Source organism: Pseudomonas quasicaspiana (assembly GCF_021147825.1).
In the GTDB taxonomy this organism is placed as follows: domain Bacteria; phylum Pseudomonadota; class Gammaproteobacteria; order Pseudomonadales; family Pseudomonadaceae; genus Aquipseudomonas; species Aquipseudomonas quasicaspiana.
Genome location: NZ_JAGTPI010000046.1, coordinates 1 through 16,232, shown reverse-complemented (window position 1 = coordinate 16,232; position 16,232 = coordinate 1). Strand labels below are relative to the sequence as shown.

Below are 16,232 nucleotides of genomic sequence, written 5' to 3'. Positions count from 1 at the left end.
ATGACCAATCTCTCCCAAGCCAGCTGCGAAGCCTGCAGCGCCAACGCCCCACAAGTCAGCGAAGCCGAACTGCCTGAGCTGTTGAAGCAGATCCCGGACTGGAACATCGAGGTCCGCGACGGTGTGATGCAGCTGGAAAAAATCTACCTCTTCAAGAATTTCAAGTTCGCGCTGGCATTCACCAATGCTGTGGGTGGGATAGCCGAAGCAGAAGGTCATCACCCGGGTCTGCTGACCGAGTGGGGCAAAGTCACCGTGACCTGGTGGAGCCACTCCATCAAAGGCCTGCACCGCAACGACTTCATCATGGCGGCGCGCACGGATGAGGTGGCGAAAGGCGCTGAGGGGCGGAAATGATCACGCCGTAGGACCGGCTTTAGCCGGGAGGGGATTTTATCGACGATGCATCCGCATCAGTATGTGCAGGCCTCCTCCCGGCTAAAGCCGGTCCTACGACGCTCGCCAGCAATGCACCCCATGCGCCATGACGCAGGACAATAAAACCCGGTTTTTGTTTCCGCACATGACCAACGGTCAAGATAAAAATCTGTTTGTCATTATCTCTGCTGTATCCTGCCCAAGCTTTTTAGAAGCACTGGTTCTGCCCAGCAACTAAAAAACTTGTGCAAGGAGCATCGAAAATGCATGAAATTCCAAACTTTCCCCCTGGCCAGAAAGAGCCTGAGCAATCGACACTGGCTCAACTGGAACTCGGTCAACCGGTCGACATGAAAGCCGGTGTACAGGCCGAACAAGGCCAGCAAGCCTCCAGCGAAGACTGAGGGTGATTTTTCAGACGTATCGGAAACCAGCCTCGCTGTGTTTTCATACGTCTGATTGCCGATGACCACAGGCTGCACATGAAAGACTTCAACGAAGCACAAGCCAATACCCTTATCGGCACCGCCGAACTCATGATCAAAATCTGGGCACAGCTGAGCCCGGAGAAGAAGCAAGCCCTGCTCGACCGCTTCGGCAATCAGGAAAACGCCCTCGCCGCGCTGGTGACGACCCAACTGGTCGCGCCTGAACAGTCTCAATAAGGCTCTACCCCTTCCTGACCGCATACCCTCGCTGTAATTTTTTTTGACCAGACCTCCAGCCCAACGCTCGTTCGCCGCTATCATTGAGCACTTGTTTGCCTGCCAGGGTTCGACTCGACCCGCAGCCCCCATTTGATTCCCGCCGCAACAGTGGACCGCTTACCCATGCCTGATACACCCCGCAGTGATTCCCAACGCCCCATGGCAGTCACTCTGCAAGTTGTCTCCATCGTCATGTTCACTTTTATCGGCTACCTGAACGTCGGTATCCCGTTGGCGGTACTACCAGGATACGTCCACACCGATCTGGGGTTTGGCGCAGTGACTGCGGGGCTGGTGATCAGCGTGCAGTATCTGGCCACCCTGCTCAGCCGCCCGTATGCCGGACGCATCATCGATAACCTCGGTCCCAAAAAAGCCGTGCTGTTCGGTCTGGCCGGTTGCGGCCTCAGTGGCGTGTTCATGCTGCTGTCGAGCTGGTTGCAGGCGTGGCCCATGGTCAGCCTGATCAGCCTGTTCTTCGGCCGACTGGTGCTGGGCAGTGCCGAGAGTCTGGTGGGTTCCGGATCGATAGGCTGGGGCATTGGCCGCGTTGGATCGCAGAACACCGCCAAAGTGATTTCCTGGAATGGCATCGCCAGTTACGGTGCGCTGGCCATCGGCGCGCCGCTGGGGGTGATGCTGGTCAGCACACTGGGGCTTTGGAGTATGGGTGTGAGCATCATTCTGCTCGCCCTGCTCGGGCTGAAACTGGGCTGGAACAAAGAAGCAGTGCCGATCGTCCATGGCGAGCGCATGCCGTTCATTCACGTGCTGGGCAAAGTATTTCCCCACGGCATGGGTCTGGCGCTGGGGTCTATCGGATTCGGCACCATCGCTACGTTCATCACGCTGTATTACAACAGCCATAACTGGCCGAACGCCGTGCTGTGTCTGAGTCTGTTCGGCGCGTCATTCATCGGGGCGCGGCTGTTGTTCGGCAACATGATCAACCGGATTGGCGGCTTCAAAGTGGCAATCGGTTGCCTGAGTGTTGAAAGCCTTGGCTTGCTGCTGTTGTGGATGGCCCCGTCCCCGGAGCTGGCATTGGCAGGCGCGGCGTTGACTGGCTTTGGCTTTTCGCTGGTATTCCCGGCCCTGGGTGTAGAAGCCGTAAATCTGGTGCCCGCCTCGAGCAGAGGCGCAGCGGTAGGCGCTTATTCCCTGTTCATTGACTTGTCGCTGGGGATCACCGGTCCTGTGGCCGGAGCGGTGGCGGCAGGCTTTGGCTTTGCCTCAATCTTCCTGTTTGCAGCGCTAGCCTCTCTCAGCGGTCTGGCCCTGAGCGTCTGGCTATACAAGCAAGCGAAAGCAGCGCGCCAACAGAGCGCTTGATCAGAAATCCACTTTGCCGCGACCCGCCTTGATCGAGCCACGCTTGGTCTTGGATTCCAGACGGCGGGTCTTTGAACCCAGCGTCGGCTTGGTCGGCCGACGCTTCTTCTCGACCTTGGCCGCGTTGACGATCAGTTCGGCCAACCGCTCAAGCGCATCGGTGCGGTTCTGTTCCTGAGTGCGGTACTGCTGGGCCTTGAGCACAAGCACGCCTTCACTGGTGATCCGGCTGTCGCGCAACGCCAGCAACCGCTCTTTGTAGAAAGGCGGCAGCGATGAAGCGTTGATGTCGAAACGCAGGTGCACCGCACTGGAAACCTTATTGACGTTCTGCCCACCCGCGCCCTGGGCACGGATGGCAGTCAATTCGATTTCGGCATCGGGAAGGTGCACGTTGTTGGAGATTACCAGCATGGTGTTTTCACATTACCTTGGAACGATGCATACCCTGTGGGAGCAGAGCCTGGTCTGCTCCCACAAAAAAATGCTTCAATCCCGAGTCTATTAAGAGCGCATCCCGCGCCCGCTGACCAGCAACCGCGCGCAGCCGATATACAGCACGATGGTCGCGATCACCATGAACGCCATGGCAATGCTGATGCGGATGTCGGAGACACCCAGGATGCCGTAACGGAAAGCGTTGACCATGTGCAGAACCGGGTTGGCCAGCGACACGGTTTGCCAGAACGGTGGCAGCAGGCTGATGGAGTAGAACACGCCCCCCAAATAAGTCAGCGGGGTCAGCACGAACGTCGGGATGATAGAGATATCGTCGAAGTTGCGCGCAAATACAGCGTTGATGAAGCCCAATAGCGAGAAGATCGTCGCCGTCAGCAACACCACCACAATGGTCACACCCAGATGGTGAACCTGCAGATCAGTGAAGAACATCGACAGCAGTGTCACGATAAAGCCCACCGCCAGACCGCGCAGCACACCGCCCAGCACGTAGCCGATCAGGATGGTGTGGGGCGAGACCGGGGAAACCATCAGTTCCTCAACCGAACGCTGGAACTTGGCACCAAAGAAACTCGACACCACGTTGCCATACGAGTTGGTGATCACCGACATCATGATTAAACCCGGCACGATGTATTGCATGTAGGTGAAGCCGCCCATGTCGCCAATCTGTCGGCCGATCAGGTTGCCGAAGATCACGAAATACAAAACCATGGTGATCGCTGGCGGCAGCAAGGTTTGCGGCCAGATGCGCATGAAACGACGTATTTCGCGATAGACAATAGTGTTCAGGGCAACCAGATTGGGGCGCAGTTCGGAAGTCGTTTCGTTGCTCATACCGCCACCTTCGCCAGATTTTTTTCCACCAGTGACACGAACAACTCCTCAAGGCGATTGGTTTTGTTGCGCAGGCTCAGCACTTCAATATTCTGCGCCGCCAACTGGCTGAACAGTGCGGTGATGCCAACGTTCTTGTCGACTTGCACTTCCAGGGTATGACTGTCGATCAGCGTGCATGGATAACCCATCAGCTGTGGCGCGACATGGTGTTCGTGCTTGAGATCCAGCAGAAAGGTTTCCACGGTCATCTTGTTGAGCAATTGCTTCATGCCCGTGTTTTCCACGATCACCCCGTGGTCGATGATGCCGATGTTGCGACACAACTGCTCGGCCTCTTCCAGGTAGTGCGTGGTCAGAATGATGGTGGTGCCCTGCTCGTTCAGCTCGGTGAGGAACGACCACATGGAGCGACGCAGCTCGATATCAACCCCGGCCGTTGGCTCATCAAGGATCAGCAGACGTGGCTGGTGAATCAGAGCCCGGGCGATCATCAGACGTCGCTTCATGCCGCCAGACAGCGAACGTGAAGGCACGTCGCGCTTATCCCACAGCCCTAGCTGGGTCAGGTATTGCTCGGCGCGTTCCTTGGCGATCTTCATCGGGATGCCGTAGTAACCGGCCTGGGTCACGACGATATCAAAGGCTTTTTCAAACTGGTTGAAGTTGAATTCCTGAGGCACCACGCCGATACAGCGCTTCAGCGCAGCGGGCTGGCGGTCAAGATCATGGCCAAAGATATTCACCGTGCCGCTGGTTTTGTTGACCAGCGTCGAGATGATGCCGATGGTGGTGGATTTGCCGGCGCCGTTCGGGCCGAGCAAAGCAAAAAAATCACCTTCAGCGACGTCCAGATCGATACCACTCAGGGCCTGGAAACCGTTGCCGTAGGTTTTGGTTAGCTGCCGGATGGATAGAGCAGAACTCATGTCGGAAAAATTACCAGTGAAGAAATAGGGGATGTAGATGAGGGCTGACACACATGATTACAACTCCAGCCAGCACCGCAATGGTGCTCGGCCGGACCGTTCAAGTACAGCGCGATCTATTGATAGTACCTATCGACGCGGCTCATCTAACTCGGTCAGGTGAGCGCGGTCATGACCGCCGCCTGATAAGCAGGCCGGGCTTTAAGCCGCTCATACCAGCTTTCGAGGTGCGGCATGGCAGGTCGTTCAATCGGCATTTCGAACCAGGCGTAAATAAAGCTGCCCAGCGGGATGTCACCCATGCCGAATTCGGCACCGGACAGATAAGGCTGCTTCTGCAGCGCTTCATCGACAACGATCAACAGGCTCTGCAGGGTTTTGATCGCGCCGTTGATCTGCACCCAGTCCTGCTGCTCGGCCGGGGTGCGTAATACGCCCCAGAACACATCGCGAAAAGGACCGGCAAAGGTCGAGGTGGTCCAGTCCATCCATTTGTCTGCGGTTGCGCGCTTCTGAACATCGGAGGGATACAGCGCTGAGTCAGGCGCATGACGGGCCGCCAGATAACGCACGATGGCGTTGGATTCCCACAACACAAAATCGCCATCTTCGATCATCGGAATACGCCCGTTGGGGTTCTTCGCTCGATATTCAGCGCCATCCACCAGCCCGAACGCCCCGCCTGCGTCCAGCGCCTCGTACGGCAGACCCAGTTCCTCAGCGATCCAGAGTGCCTTGCGCACATTGGAAGAGTTTTTCCGACCCCAGATTTTAAGCATTGTTTTCTCCTTGAAGATGGCCGACAGGATAGGCCATTTACAGCGAAACGCGGGCTTCATGTGGGACATTCTATGTTGGCCCGCAAGCGCAATGGTTGGGCACGGCCCTGTAGGAGCTGAGCTTGCTCGCGATGAATTCGACCCGGTTTAACTGACACACTGCAAATGCCGCCTATACCAAGCCTCGCACACAGGGGAAACGCGCTTCATCTGCGGAGCCGACCGGGAGTGGCGCTCCACTCCATTCGGGGAAACTTATTGCTATAACCTAAATATGTGTTGTCTGTACCGGCTCCTTCGCGAATGAATTCGCTCCCACGGGGAATTGGGTTGCAGGCCAGCATTGAATCCCTCAAGGGATCGCGTTCTAGCCGTGAAACTCCCTCCCCCCGCCAGGGTCACTATCCATGCACCCGCTCGGGCGACCTTCTTGACGAAACACGCCCCGGCTCATGATAGTGGCTTCTCGCTGCTGTCATCACGGAGGATTACTTATGCTGTTGTTGTGGATTGTGGTTCTGGTCGTAGGCATCGCCTGGCTGGCGCACCGCCGCGTTGCACCTATGCCTGCGCTGGGCGTGGTGGCTGCTTACCTGCTGGCGATGGGCATCATCAGCCATGCGCCGACCTGGTTGATGGTGATCTTCTGGATCCTGCTGCTGGCCGTGGCATTGCCGCTGGCGCTGCCGGACCTGCGGCGCAAACATTTCACTGCGCCGATGTTCACCTGGTTCAAGAAAGTGTTGCCGCCCATGTCGGAAACCGAGCGCGATGCCATCGACGCGGGCACGGTCTGGTGGGATGGCGAGCTGTTCAGCGGCCGTCCTGACTGGGACTTGTTGCTCAGCTATCCGAAAGTCCAACTGACCGACGAAGAACAGGCATTCATCGACGGCCCGACCGAAGAGCTGTGCGCGATGGTCACCGATTGGGAAATCGGCCAGGCCATGGACCTGCCGCCCCGCGCTTGGGAGCACATCAAACAACACGGTTTCTTCGCCCTGATCATCCCTAAAGAGTTCGGCGGTAAAGGTTTCTCGGCCTACGCCCACTCACAAGTAGCGATGAAACTGGCTACCCGCAGCGGCGACCTGGCCTCGACGGTTATGGTCCCCAACTCACTCGGTCCTGCGGAACTGCTGCTGCATTACGGCACCGACGAGCAACGCAATCACTACCTTCCGCGTCTGGCTCGCGGCGATGACATTCCGTGTTTTGCGCTCACCGGGCCGCTGGCAGGCTCCGACGCAGGCGCCATGCCGGACACCGGCATTATCTGCAAAGGCGAATGGCAGGGCGAAGAAGTGATCGGTCTGCGCCTGAATTGGGAAAAGCGCTACATCACCCTCGGCCCCGTCGCCACCCTACTCGGCCTGGCGTTCAAGGCCTACGACCCGGAGCACTTGCTGGGCGAAGAAGTCGATCTGGGCATCAGCCTGGCACTGATCCCGACTGAAACACCGGGCGTTGAAATCGGCCGTCGCCACCTGCCGCTAGGCGCCGCGTTCATGAACGGCCCCAACTCTGGCAAGGACGTATTTATCCCGCTGGAGTACCTGATCGGTGGTCAGGAAATGCTCGGCAAAGGCTGGATGATGTTGATGAACTGCCTGTCGGTGGGACGCTCCATCTCCTTGCCAGCTGTGGGCACCGGCGCCGCCAAGTTCACCAGTCTGGTCACAGGCCAATACGCCCAGGTACGTGAACAGTTCAACGTACCGCTGTCGGCCTTCGAAGGTATTCAGGAATCCCTGGCGCGGATCGGCGGCAACGCCTGGCTGATGGACAGCGCCCGCATGCTCACCGCTAACGCTGTGGACCTTGGCGAAAAACCGTCAGTGCTCTCGGCAATCCTCAAATACCACCTGACCGAACGCGGCCGCGAATGCATCACCCACGCCATGGACGTACATGGGGGCAAGGGCATCATCATGGGCCCAAATAACTATCTGGGCCGCAACTGGCAAGGTGCGCCGATCTTCATCACCGTTGAAGGCGCAAACATCCTGTCGCGCAACTTGATGATCTTTGGCCAGGGCGCGATTCGCTGCCATCCGTTCGTCCTCAAGGAAATGGCCTTGGCCGGTCGCGCAGACCATGACCAGGCACTGCTCGAGTTCGACAGCCTGCTGCTCAAGCACATCGGTTTTGCCGTGAGCAACGCTGCCAGCACGTTCATCCTCAACCTGGGCTTCGGTCACTTCGAGAAAGCTCCGGGGGACAGCCTGAGTCAGGGATACTACCGCGCGCTGAATCGCCAGGCCGCGGCCTTCGCCATGCTGGCCGACCTGAGCATGATGTTGCTCGGCGGCGAACTGAAGCGTCGCGAGCGTCTGTCTGCGCGACTAGGCGATGTATTGAGCCACCTGTATCTGGCGTCGGCAGCCCTCAAGCGCTACCACGACCTGAACTACCCTGAACATCTGCAACCGGTGTTCCGCTGGGCAATGGAAGAAGCACTGGGTGAGTCCGAACGCGCACTGGACGAGCTGCTGAGCAACTTCCCGAACCGTGTGCTGGGCGCTCTGTTGCGCGTTGTTGTGTTTCCGTTCGGACGTCGCCACAAAGGCCCGTCCGATGCGCTGGATGCACAGGTTGCCGCTGTACTGGGCCGCGCCAAAGGCGATCCGACCCTGGAAGAATTGCTGGCGGGCTGCTACCGCCCGCAATCGCCGGACGACGCTGTTGGCGCCCTGCAACATGCCAGCGATCTGTTGAACGCCGCGAAACCACTGCACAAAAAGCTGCATGTGGCTTTCAAGGGCGGCCAGTTCAAACCGGCCGCAGGCGAGCACGTGATCGACGCAGCGCTCAACGCCAGTGTGCTTCAACCGGCCGAGGCCGAGACGCTGCGGGCAGCCGAGGCGGCACGACGCAAAGTCATCGACGTGGATGATTTTGCCAAGGAAGAGCTGACTCTGAGCGAAGGTAAAATTCGCTAACGACTGGCGGAACTGTTCAGTTCAACCCCACAGCAGGCGCGCAGAGCTTTATACTCTCGCGCCTGTTTTTTTGTCTTTGAGGATTGCCCCATGGCCGACGCCAATCTCGACCACCAACTGAACCTGCTGGCGCACCTGCGCAGCATCCTGGTCGCACTGGGCGAGGCCGAGCAGGTTCCCGAAGAAAGCCATGCGTTGTTCATGGAGCGCTTCGACGAGCTGCTGACCCTGCTGCCGCAAGACCCTATCGAAAGCCAGTATCTGGGCCAGGACATTCTGTGTCAGGTGATCCAGCGCTACCCGCAAATCGCCCATCTGGTGCCACGCGACCTGCTGTGGTTCTTCGCCGGTGACTGCCTGCACTTCATGCCTGACGAAGAAATCGAGCTGTACCAATCGCTGGAAGAGCGTCGCTACGAAGCCGAGCAGAACGACGAGCCGTTTGACTGGAACATGGAAAAGCAACTGCTGGCCATGCCTTCTCAGGGCAGTAAGCACTGATCGTGATTCACAATCGCCAGACATCGATCCCCCTGACGCCACGCACTCAACCGTGCTGACGTCTGAATCGATCTGACTGGTACTGGGCGTATTGCTGACTGCCGCTGCGCTGCGCTGGCACGGGAGGGGTTCGTCGTCGCTGGCGGTCGAGCAAGCGGAAGTAAAGCGCCTCGTGATCCGGTTGCGGGTGGTTGGAACTGCGCAGCCTTTCCAGTGTGCTATGGCCTGGACTCGCAGGCCCCTTGATCAGCTCGATAGCGTCCGCCGCCGGAATTCCGTCGAGGATTTTATTGAACGCAACGGTGACCTGCAGATCGCCAGCAAAGATGACACGAGAGGCTGCAAGGGCATTTCCCTGTTCCGGTGCAAGCACCTTGCGTAACGAAGCCGGGCTCAGGTTCAGTGCTGCAATACCTTCAAAGTAACCTGCAAGCATGGCATTGCAGACGGCGATGGATGTTGCTGTCCAGCCACCATCAGGGGGCACGCAAATGTCCGGGATGATATTGGGCTGGTCCTGCTCGGGGTTGCCAAGCAGTTTGACCACCTCACGCGAGCGCAGGCCACTGCTTGCCAACGCATCGAGGTAGGCCTTGATGCAGGCAGGTTCTTCATACCTGGCCGCGCCCTGCAGGCAAGTGTCGCCCTCAGAGTCCTTGCCTTGCAGCAGCCGGTATTTCTCCTGCGTATCGAGCAAATCACATTTGCTGACGCGCGCGATGAAGGCCGAAATCATGTCGGCATGGCCGAAAGAAGCAGCATCCGCCATCGCGGTCTGGCCATTTGCAGTGGTGGCGCCAAGCAGTCTCGCCAGCCTTCCTTTACCAGGCTGCAGGGTTTCCAACTGATCAAAAAGAAGATGGAAATCTTCGGCGTTCTGATTCTCCATCGCCACAGTCAGATTATTATCGTTAGGGTCGCCACGGATAACATCGAAAAAATCGGCGTCGTTCAAACGAGCAGTCTCTAGTAACGCAAGGTAATCGGCGACGAAATCAGGGTTCCGGGACGGCAAATGCAGGGAATACCCCAGTGGTTTGCGATGTTTTTCAATACTGGGCGCCAGCAATTTTCTGGCACTTGAACTGGGTACTTTCAACTTCGCCATGCCGGTTACAAAAACCCGCAAACTCAAGCGCTGATTTTCATGGTTCAAGCCTTTCGGATCGACACCTTGCGCAAAATCTCTGAGCCGTTTTTTAGGTGCGCTTAGATAAGGCGTGGCCTTGCTGCCAACCAGCCCCTTGCGCTTCATGTAGTCGCACAGCCCCAAAAACGCTTGCAGAGAACTAACTGCCCAAAGCGTATTGAGCAGTGACCTGTCAGCCTCCATGGGCAATCTGGAACCCTTGCGGAAGTACTTCATGTCGTCTGCGGGATGCCCAACATCCCTGCTGACGGCTTGTATGAACGGATAACGGCCTTGTTCAAAGTAAGCACTGTTGTCGGGAAAGGCTTTATCAAAGGTGATATCCGCGACGCTCTGATCCGGATAACGCTCAAGCCGACGGTGAACGTTGGAATCGTTGGGGTCGTAAAAAGCCAGGGTAATGCGACCCCCTTTATTTTGAATATGTATGGGCAAATCATGGTTATGGGTGCGCAGCATGATTCGCGCCTCAGGAAGCCGTTTGTCGACCACCTGACGGAACGTGTCGTCCAGCCAGCGTCCAAACTTGTCCGGAATAAGGAGTGGGTTGTTACGCCCGACGATGAGCTCCAACGCGTCTGTTCCAGAGTCAGCGCGTGCATGGGGGTTGCTGGGGTGATCGTAGAACGCCTGCAAGTGGGCTTTGGATTTGGCCGCCCGGTCCAGGAAATCCTTGCCACCGCGCATGTCGGCAGGCTCGTCACCAAACAGATAGTTGAAAGCGAGATGACGACATACCGCCAGTGGCCGAGTGACTTCCATATTCAAATCAACAATGGGGCCACGTTTACTGGAGAGATAGACTTCATCCTTGCCGGGTTTGATCGGGTCCTGCCTGTTACGAGGCTGAGGCCTTGATCCGCTGGCCTTCGGACGACGCGTCCTGGAAGAAGAGGTCTCCGGCTGGCGTGTATGGCTACTACTCTCAGGGCGCGGCCTTACAACCGGGCGAAGGGGCAAACCAAGAAAATGATTTAACGGCATGGGGATGAAATCCTCTGAATGGCATTCCCCTCTGTGGTGATTCCAGCCTGCCCGGTTCCTTGCCGTGACGGACACCCTGCCACAACGCCAGGGAACTGGATAAGCACACGGGCCACTCAGGTAGATACCGTTCTGCTGAGTACACCTCATGATCAATATTTCTCATCCATCCCTGACATCGGTCGCCTTGAAAGTCGGTAAACCGGACAAGCCCTCAGTGTCGGCCAATCTTCACGTAGCCGATAACATTTCCATGGGCGCGAAGATGCATTTTCCCGGCCCATGGCTGGATAAGAAACGGGCATCACTCAGCCCTTTGCAGCAAAAAATGTTCGACGTGGCCTTGAAGGTATTGAGCGGCGAAGAACGCCCAAAGTCCGTCCGGGCCTCTGAAACTGGTCGCGAGATCGAGCTGGATCGGCCAGCCCATGGTGCAACCACTCTCAGTATCGGATTGGAAAAACCCATGTCCGAGGTGCTGGACTATCTGGGCATGAGTGACGGCAAAGGTAGAGCCCTGCTGACGTTGGGCACGAAGATGGCAAATGCCGTATCCCCTCCGCCTACCCCTCCACAGCCTGAAAGCCCTGCGAAGTCCACGCACAAGGACTTTCTGAAGAGCGGAAACCTGAGCGCTACGATTCTGGGAAACTTGCTAAATAAAACCTCGAGTCACGGTCGGCAAAACACCGGGGTGAATAACGCCATGAACCAGCCACAACAGAGCTCTGCCACAGCGCAGCGGCTACCAACTCGTGCGCCCCTTGAAGATGCCAGTGCCAATGTCAACTCAGACGTCGATTCCCAGGGTCCGCGAGTTGAAGCACCGCATCCCCCTGCGACGACGGAGACGGGCACGAGCCGCCGAAAGCCTTCGACAGAACTGTCGAAGAACAGCGCCACTCAAACAGGGCAGCCAGATCGATAGCGATATCAGTCTTTTTAACCTATCCATCCTGCCTGGATTTAAACCAGAAGCATCGCCAGGTCTCGCGTCAAAGGAACCGTATTTCGGCCTGAAACCACTCAAAGGTTCCAGAACCCACCCAGGTCCCTGTCCGTGATATTTAATACTTCTGCCATTCTCCCCCGCCCGGGCCAGACCACGGCGAGCGTGAATGCCCCGACTACTGGCAACGCTAGCCCGGACCAGTTTCTGGCAGGGAAACATCGGGATATGGTCGCGCAATTCAAAAACCCCAGCTCTTTGCGCAAAACCCATGATAACCATGCCATTGATGAGCGTGGACACCTGCCCTTGAGTCAACTGCGCGATTATCTACTCAGGCAAGGTGCACTGGACACAAAGGGGAAATCTGCTGAACACAGAGCCGCGCTGGGAGCGCTTAACGAGACGATCACGACGGCGTACCAGAAGAGCGCGACGTTCCGCAGGCTTTTCAACCATAGCTGGGCTACACGCCTGCGTACTCCGTCGGAGCGCTGCCTGGTTGAGATCGAGGGCGATCTAACGAACACTCAAGAGTCTGTCCTGCGGTTACCCGATGTACTCACCCGCGGCCCAAGACCGAAATATCCCGCAGCGCATGGCCCGGAGAGAGCTTCCCAGGAGCGAATCCTGCTCGGTCAGGTGGTCAGCCAACTCACTCAGCTACCCGAGCAAGAGCCGGGGCACCCCCGCGGGCCCAATCCGGAATATGTGAACATCATTCTCAAAGAAATGGGCAAGCGCGACCCTGCACAGATTGCCCTGCCCAACCAACCGGCAGTCATCAAAAATTCAGCTCAGGACGTCAGCGCTAAAACCTCGCTCAACCGTTTGATGCTGAACATCGACTCAGGGCCCAGCCCCTCGACGACTGGAAAGACTTTCAAGGACAGTGTCAGAACACACTTGAATGCTTTCGCCGGCAGGCATCTGGAACTCATCGCCCAACGCCCCAATCGGCGTCAGCTCACAGCACTGGTGCGCGAGGAAACCCAGGCGAGCAAACAACTACCGGAAATATTGATGCGCCTGTTTGGCCAGGTCCGTGGGGATGAAAAACCTATGGCACTGCTGGAAAAGATCGCTGCGCAAAATCACAGACAACAGCTATTTGCCTACCGGATCGATAAGCAACGTAGCCCTTTGGAAATGATCAACAGCCGCGACGGCGACTGCACATCATTTGCCAGATTGTTTTCGCTGCTAGGCGAAGCAGCGGGAATAACAGGGCTGGAACTGCTCAGCATGGACGGCGAGATGCATGTGCAGCTTTCTTCGCAAAGTCCGGAAATAGCCGGGGCGAAGCCTGGCGCAGCGCTAATGATGGCTCGCCATACCATCCTGCAACGCGGCGAAGGCGAACAACGCGAATACTTCGACCCGGTGTTCGGGCAACAAGTGAACCCGGCCTGGTATGGCATAGACCAGAACCGCTACCTGATGCGTACCTGACCGAAAGCGCCGACACCCTGGCTACGCAGCCTGCAGCGCCTCGGTAGTCTGAATCTCATCCAGAGATTGCATCGTTGGACCGGTAAGCCGTGGGCAACGCTGCTTGAAAATCACGCTCAGTGGAACCGTTTCAACTGCTTCGCCACACAGATGTATCAATAGTTGTCACACAGAAGGCAATGAACATGAATATGCGCGTCTCCCCTGATATGCCCAGCCAGATCCCTCTCAACGGTCAGGAGGGGATGCATTCAAACGACGCTCCGGCCCAGGGAGTCAAAGGCGCGGTAGTGCCGATGAAAGCCTTCGTGGCCGGTAATGGCGGTGGCGGCATCTCCTTCGGCCAAGGCAACACCACACAAGTGCCCCGCCAGCCAAACAGCCAATTTGCAGCCGGCAAGACTCAAGACGCGCCCTCGCCCTCGGCGCTCATCTCGTTGTTCAAGGAAGTACTGGAACGCCTCAGCACACCCGGCGGTGATCAACCTGAGGAAACAGCATTCGGTAAGCCAGCTCAGCCGCAAGGCACAGGTGCGCAGCGCACCGGTAAACCAGACGGCGTTGACAGAACCTTCGGTGTGACAGCCCCCAAGGCTACTCATGCCCCCACAGGCGCAGCTCCCACGGCCAGAACGGGTCAGGATGCCGAGTTTCTCGATAACTCCAAATACTCCACACCAAAAGATCTGGAGAAATTCGGGCCGATGGTGGCCAACTTGCCGCCCGCGCAGCAAGAGCAGGCTGCGAAAGAACTCAACCGCCCCATCGCGGCAGCGAAGATGGCCGCTGCGGGCGGTCCGGACGCAGAAAAAGCCAAAGCATTCATCGATGCCAATCCGGTGCTCAAGACCGCAGCGGATGTCGGCAAGCGCGGTGGTCAGGCTGACGGAAAAACCACTGATGGTGATTACAAGTCGCTGGCAAAAAATCTCGAGAAAGCACGGGACGCAGGGGCGAAATCCGTCAATGAGTACGTGAAAGCCAATCCCACGGCTGATCCGCAGTCGCTGCAGATGGTGACCAATGCGGCGCTGCTGCGGGCCAACGAACCCATTACCAAATGCGCCGATCCGAAAAAAGCTGCTGGGGGTGATGAAAAAGTTGGCAAGTACACCACGGTCGATGACCTCAAGGCGTTGTCCTCTGGCAACCCTGGCTTGTCCAGCCTGCTGACAACCTCAGCGAAAACGTTTGCCCAGCCAGGCTTCTCTGACTTGCTCGACCAGGGCGGACTGGAAGGCAAGGCACTGGCGAAGAAAAGCGCCGACGGCGATATCAGCACCCGGAACATAGAAGACTGGATCAAGAAACAGGCCCCTACAAACGGCGGCGAATTCGCGGCCATGATGAGCAGCGCCGCGACGCTCAACGCTACAGCAGGCGTTGATATCAGCGCGCTGAACGAAGACGTTTTTGCCAATCCTGACAAATACAGCGGCGACCAGAAAGCAGCGGTCATGGTCAAACTGCAGAAAACCCTGGAGAGCGTGGAAGCCGGACAAAGTCTGCGCAAGACCGAGAAGACTGAAACGGCTCTGAAGGAAAAAATCGCACAGTTGCAAGGCGATAAAGACGTACAAGCCTTCCTCGACAAATCGATTCCCGAACAGCAGAGGAAGTTGATCAGCAACGACCCTGCTCTGAAACAAGCGGTCAATCAGCGTTACCAAAGCCTGACCTCGGGTAACTCACTGGAAACCGATATGCGGGGCGATTTTGATGCGGTGACCAAAGACAAAGACGGCAAGCCGATCAAGGATCCATCCTCTCCTGATTACAGTGCTTCGGTCGGCAACCTGAGCGCCGAATTGCAAATGCAAAAAGATTTGCGCGGCCCTGACGCAGGTGTTCCCACAGCCAGCGATGTAGTGGCGAACCGTCCGGATTTGAGCGCCGAACTGCAACTCTCTTACCAACAGAATTTTGGCCAGGGCGGCAAAATGAACGAGCAAATGAAGTCGAAGGACGCCAAGCCGGAAAAAGTACTGGCCGACGTCGACGGCCAGAAAGCAGCCTACGACGCTGTGTTGCCGCCAGAAATTACCGCCGCCAGCCAGGACGCCTACACCGAGGCCACGCTGGCCGCCTTGAAGACCACCAAGGCTGGCGTCGACATGATTACCGACTTCAAGGACGCCACTGCCGGGCTGGGCAATAAAGATCCACAAAGCATCACCGCAAAGGACTTGAAAGCCGAAGCTGAAAAGCGTGCCAATACTGCCCTTGACGGCAAGGGCATGGCGGGTGGCGCTCTGGGCGCGGCTGGCGGTGTGTATGCCATGACGTCCGTTTCCGGATTGCTGGCTCAGGGTAAGGATGCCGAGGCAGGTAAAGCGATCTACGACAGTATCCGTGGCGCGGGCACCGCTGCGCGGGTTGGCTATGACCTGGCAACCAAATCAAGCACTGCTGGTGGGGAGATCGCCGGTAAAATCGCGGGGCGTGCCGTTGGCGCGGTTGCCGGCCGTGTTGCAGGCATGGCGGCTGCCAGCGCCGTCGCAAGCGCCGTGCCGGTCGTTGGCTGGATCGCCGATGCGGCCATGGCGATAGGTTTCGGCATCAAAGCGATTATCGATGCGGTGCACAAAAAACAGGATCAGAAGGCTTTCGATCACAATGTCGATCCAACGCTGGACCAGTTCGGTATTCCCAAGGCGCATTGATCTTCTGAGGCGGTGACGGCGTAGGTATCAGCACAACTTTTCCTTCTCCATGGGGAGGGATGTTTGTGTACATATCCGTTATTGCGGTAACGGCTGATATTGGTTGCGCTTTTACAGCGCGTCACTTTCGAAGAGCGCGAAAGTAACCAAAGCGCTCTTGCCCCACCACT

Annotated in this window: 14 protein-coding genes; 9 read left to right on the top strand and 5 right to left on the bottom strand. The window is 57.4% G+C overall.

All coding sequences use genetic code 11. The annotated features are described in order from the left end of the window. The 4 genes from KDX30_RS21795 (at nucleotide 1) to KDX30_RS21780 (ending at nucleotide 2,417) form a co-directional block, all read left to right on the top strand. Nucleotides 1-357: a 4a-hydroxytetrahydrobiopterin dehydratase gene (locus KDX30_RS21795; RefSeq protein ID WP_231677472.1), complete on the top strand. Its 357-nt coding sequence runs from the start codon at nucleotides 1-3 to the stop codon at nucleotides 355-357. Nucleotides 358-641: 284 nt separating this feature from the next. After that, the gene (locus tag KDX30_RS21790; protein ID WP_164706047.1) at nucleotides 642-782 is read left to right on the top strand and encodes a hypothetical protein; all 141 of its coding nucleotides are present in this window, start codon (nucleotides 642-644) and stop codon (nucleotides 780-782) included. A gap of 78 nt (nucleotides 783-860) precedes the next feature. After that, entirely contained in the window at nucleotides 861-1,043 is a 183-nt protein-coding gene (locus KDX30_RS21785) for a hypothetical protein (RefSeq protein WP_122704439.1), read from the top strand. A gap of 165 nt (nucleotides 1,044-1,208) precedes the next feature. After that, nucleotides 1,209-2,417: an MFS transporter gene (locus KDX30_RS21780; RefSeq protein WP_095094626.1), complete on the top strand. Its 1,209-nt coding sequence runs from the start codon at nucleotides 1,209-1,211 to the stop codon at nucleotides 2,415-2,417. On the opposite strand, the gene arfB is transcribed toward KDX30_RS21780, so the two are convergent. The 4 genes from arfB to KDX30_RS21760 form a co-directional block, all read right to left on the bottom strand. Continuing rightward, the gene (gene arfB / locus KDX30_RS21775; RefSeq protein WP_231677471.1) at nucleotides 2,418-2,831 is read right to left on the bottom strand and encodes an alternative ribosome rescue aminoacyl-tRNA hydrolase ArfB; all 414 of its coding nucleotides are present in this window, start codon (nucleotides 2,829-2,831) and stop codon (nucleotides 2,418-2,420) included. Between the two features lie 90 nt (nucleotides 2,832-2,921). After that, the gene (locus KDX30_RS21770; RefSeq protein ID WP_027897900.1) at nucleotides 2,922-3,713 is read right to left on the bottom strand and encodes an ABC transporter permease; all 792 of its coding nucleotides are present in this window, start codon (nucleotides 3,711-3,713) and stop codon (nucleotides 2,922-2,924) included. Next, the gene (locus KDX30_RS21765; protein ID WP_027897901.1) at nucleotides 3,710-4,642 is read right to left on the bottom strand and encodes an ABC transporter ATP-binding protein; all 933 of its coding nucleotides are present in this window, start codon (nucleotides 4,640-4,642) and stop codon (nucleotides 3,710-3,712) included. The genes KDX30_RS21770 and KDX30_RS21765 overlap by 4 nt, the downstream gene beginning before the upstream one ends. 155 nt (nucleotides 4,643-4,797) lie before the next feature. Beyond that, nucleotides 4,798-5,421, bottom strand: a complete 624-nt coding sequence (locus tag KDX30_RS21760) for a glutathione S-transferase family protein (protein WP_231677470.1) — start codon at nucleotides 5,419-5,421, stop codon at nucleotides 4,798-4,800. Nucleotides 5,422-5,915: 494 nt separating this feature from the next. On the opposite strand from KDX30_RS21760, the gene KDX30_RS21755 reads away from it, so the two are divergent. Together KDX30_RS21755 and KDX30_RS21750 are read left to right on the top strand one after the other, a co-directional pair. After that, nucleotides 5,916-8,363 carry an acyl-CoA dehydrogenase gene (locus tag KDX30_RS21755; protein ID WP_231677469.1) on the top strand — a complete coding sequence of 816 codons (2,448 nt, stop codon included), beginning with the start codon at nucleotides 5,916-5,918 and terminating at the stop codon, nucleotides 8,361-8,363. Nucleotides 8,364-8,453: 90 nt separating this feature from the next. Next, nucleotides 8,454-8,864 carry a PA2817 family protein gene (locus tag KDX30_RS21750; protein ID WP_095094636.1) on the top strand — a complete coding sequence of 137 codons (411 nt, stop codon included), beginning with the start codon at nucleotides 8,454-8,456 and terminating at the stop codon, nucleotides 8,862-8,864. A gap of 46 nt (nucleotides 8,865-8,910) precedes the next feature. Here KDX30_RS21750 and KDX30_RS21745 read toward each other — a convergent pair whose 3' ends face one another. Continuing rightward, nucleotides 8,911-11,073 (bottom strand): hypothetical protein, encoded by a 2,163-nt coding sequence (locus KDX30_RS21745; protein ID WP_231677468.1) that lies wholly within the window; start codon nucleotides 11,071-11,073, stop codon nucleotides 8,911-8,913. A 73-nt stretch (nucleotides 11,074-11,146) separates the two neighbouring features. Between KDX30_RS21745 and KDX30_RS21740 the strand changes: the two genes are divergently transcribed. From KDX30_RS21740 to KDX30_RS21730, 3 genes are all read left to right on the top strand, one after another. Continuing rightward, entirely contained in the window at nucleotides 11,147-11,926 is a 780-nt protein-coding gene (locus tag KDX30_RS21740; RefSeq protein ID WP_122396619.1) for a hypothetical protein, read from the top strand. Between the two features lie 132 nt (nucleotides 11,927-12,058). Further along, the gene (locus KDX30_RS21735) at nucleotides 12,059-13,399 is read left to right on the top strand and encodes a PipA/GogA/GtgA family type III secretion system effector (RefSeq protein ID WP_231677467.1); all 1,341 of its coding nucleotides are present in this window, start codon (nucleotides 12,059-12,061) and stop codon (nucleotides 13,397-13,399) included. A 185-nt stretch (nucleotides 13,400-13,584) separates the two neighbouring features. Further along, on the top strand, nucleotides 13,585-16,062 hold the full coding sequence (locus KDX30_RS21730) for a type III effector HrpK domain-containing protein (RefSeq protein ID WP_231677466.1): 2,478 nt from the start codon (nucleotides 13,585-13,587) through the stop codon (nucleotides 16,060-16,062). Nucleotides 16,063-16,232 lie beyond the last annotated feature (170 nt).